2 protein-coding genes and 1 pseudogene are annotated in these 2,226 nt (G+C 75.3%); 1 reads left to right on the top strand and 2 read right to left on the bottom strand.

Annotation, left to right across the window (positions count from 1 at the left end; all coding sequences use genetic code 11):
- Both E1266_RS39090 and E1266_RS36860 read right to left on the bottom strand, forming a co-directional pair.
- Positions 1-196: pseudogene (locus E1266_RS39090) on the bottom strand (hypothetical protein); the annotation flags it as partial.
- Positions 193-1,428, bottom strand: coding sequence for a hypothetical protein (locus E1266_RS36860; protein WP_243719351.1), 1,236 nt, complete (start codon positions 1,426-1,428; stop codon positions 193-195). The pseudogene E1266_RS39090 and the gene E1266_RS36860, both read right to left, overlap by 4 nt.
- A gap of 201 nt (positions 1,429-1,629) precedes the next feature.
- On the opposite strand from E1266_RS36860, the gene E1266_RS36865 reads away from it, so the two are divergent.
- Positions 1,630-2,226, top strand: a 597-nt coding sequence (locus E1266_RS36865; RefSeq protein WP_132055161.1) for a WYL domain-containing protein, incomplete at its 3' end; no start/stop codon positions are given.

Genomic DNA, 2,226 nt, shown 5'->3' on the forward strand with positions numbered 1-2,226 from the left:
CGGGCACGCTGGGCGCGGGGGGACTGCCGCAGACGTCGCAGTAGCCGTCCACGACCGCGCCGGTGCAGCCGGGCTGCGCGCAGGCGTTCGGGGAGGTCGGCGCAGGCGGGGGGCTGGAGGAGGCGGCCACGCCGCATAGGACGCAGTACCCGCCGTCGACGGTTCCGCCGCAGCCCGGTTCGGCGCACTGGCTCATCGCTTCGCTCCCTTCGACCGGGCGTTGACGGCCCGCTGGTATTCGGACAGCGCCACGGTCGCCCGCCGCAGGTCGCAGGGCGACGTCCACAGCAGCTCGCGGACGCGGTCGTGGATCCGCGCGAGCCCTGCGTCCTCGGCGTGGCCCAGTCTGGCCGCCTTCACCCGGTACGCCTCCAGCCGGCCGCGCAGCTCCGCACGCCGGTCGAGCAGCCCGCGGACGAGCCCGACGGTCTCGCGCGCCTGGGCCAGCGCGTCGTCCGCCGCCCGCTCCAGCTCCTCGACCCGTGCGGCGAGATCGTTCCAGCCCGTGCCGTGCCCCGGCCGGCCGAGGGCGGCGAGGCGGTCGGCGAGGGACGCGGACGCGCCCGGCAGGTCCGGCAGCCCAGGTGAGGCGATCTTGGCGAGCACCTCGTCCCGGACGCGGCGGGCCTCCGCCTCCTCCTCGCGCAGCCGGTCCAGGACGGCGGCGATGGCGCGGAGCCGGCCGGTGAACCCGTCCCGGACCCGCTCCGCCTGCTCCAGGCCGCGCCGCACCTCCGCGAGGCCGGCGTGGATCGCGTCGAGGCGCCCGGTGTCGGCGCCGCCGCCGGCCGCCAGCGCCAACGGGTCGGCGCGCACGACGGCGGCGACGGCGTCGAGGTCGGCGCGGAGCCGGTCGAGCTCCGGCTCCGTCCCGCCGAGGGATTCGAGCAGCTCGTCCGCCGCGCGCCGCTCGGCCTCGACCTCGGCGAGCCGCGACAGCAGTGCCGACCAGACCGCGTCCAGCGACGCGACCGCCTGCGCGACCTCCTCGTAGAGGGGCGTCATGCGCTCGACCGCCGCGCGCAGCGTCAGCCGCTCGCCGGACGGCACGGACAGCAGCGTCCGCCGCCCCAGCGGCACCTCCGTGACGGGCAGTTCGACCGACGGGCCGGCGAGCAGCCGGGTGAGTTCCGTGAGCTGCGCCTGGCCCGGCCTGGGGTTGCGGGCGCGGAGGTCCTCCGCGGCGCTTACGACGCTTCCGTAGAGATCGAAGAGGCGCCAGAGGGAGGCCATCCCGGTGCGCACGTCGGCCTGCACGCGGCGCGTCTCACCGTCGAGGGCCGCGCCTTCCAGTAATTGGTAGCCGTGGTGGGCCTCCAGTTCGAGCAGTGCCGTGCTGATGCGGTCCCTCTCGTCCCGGAGCCGCGCCAGCGTGCGGTCCACCTCGTCCCGGCTCATCGGGGGCCGGCCCACGCGTGCGTCGCTCAACGCCGGTTCACCGGTCCGCCCATGGTCGCCCCGATTTCCCCAGATTCAGCCAGTTCGGTGTTCAAGTTTTCACCATGCGAGGTCGCCTTCTCAAGCGGGCGGCCGATCATCCGCCCCCGCCTGCCCGTACTGCGTCACGCGACCCGAAGAAGCCGCGCCCGGAACCTCCAGAATGTCAGTGTTCGAACGTATGATCGAACCATGGCGAACGTTGCGACGCACCACCAGACCGCATCCACCGCGCTCACCGCGGCGGAGATCGCCGCACTCGCGCTCTCCCTCGCGCACCTGGGCACGGGCCCGCAGGCCACGACCGCGCGCCGCGCCCTGCACGCCCTCCTCGACACCACCCCCCACGACGACGCCCCGCACGACACCACCCACGACGACGTGGTGACCACCACCCTCGCCACCCTCACCACGCCGCTCGACGCCTCCACCTCCGACCGCGCCCGCGTGGTCGCCGCGGCCATCACCGAGCACCGCGTCGTCCGGCTCTGCTACGGCGACGCCGGCGCCAACGTCACGATCCGCGAGGTCGAGCCCGTCACCTGCCTCGTCCACCGCGACCACTGGTACCTCGTCGGCTGGTGCCGCATGCGCCGCGGCATCCGCGCGTTCCGCTTCGACCGCATCCTCGCCGTGGCGCGGGGCCGCGCCCGGCCGATGGACGCCGACGCCCGGCAGGGGCCTCCGCCGCCGGACGTGACCGTCCTCGGCGGCCTGGCCCTGGACCCCAAGGGCGCCGAGCTCCTGTCGGGCAGCTGGGGCGGCCGCCTGGACCGCTCCCTCCTGATC

Origin of the sequence: Actinomadura sp. 7K534, from assembly GCF_004348575.1 — a bacterium.
Lineage (GTDB): Bacteria > Actinomycetota > Actinomycetes > Streptosporangiales > Streptosporangiaceae > Spirillospora > Spirillospora livida.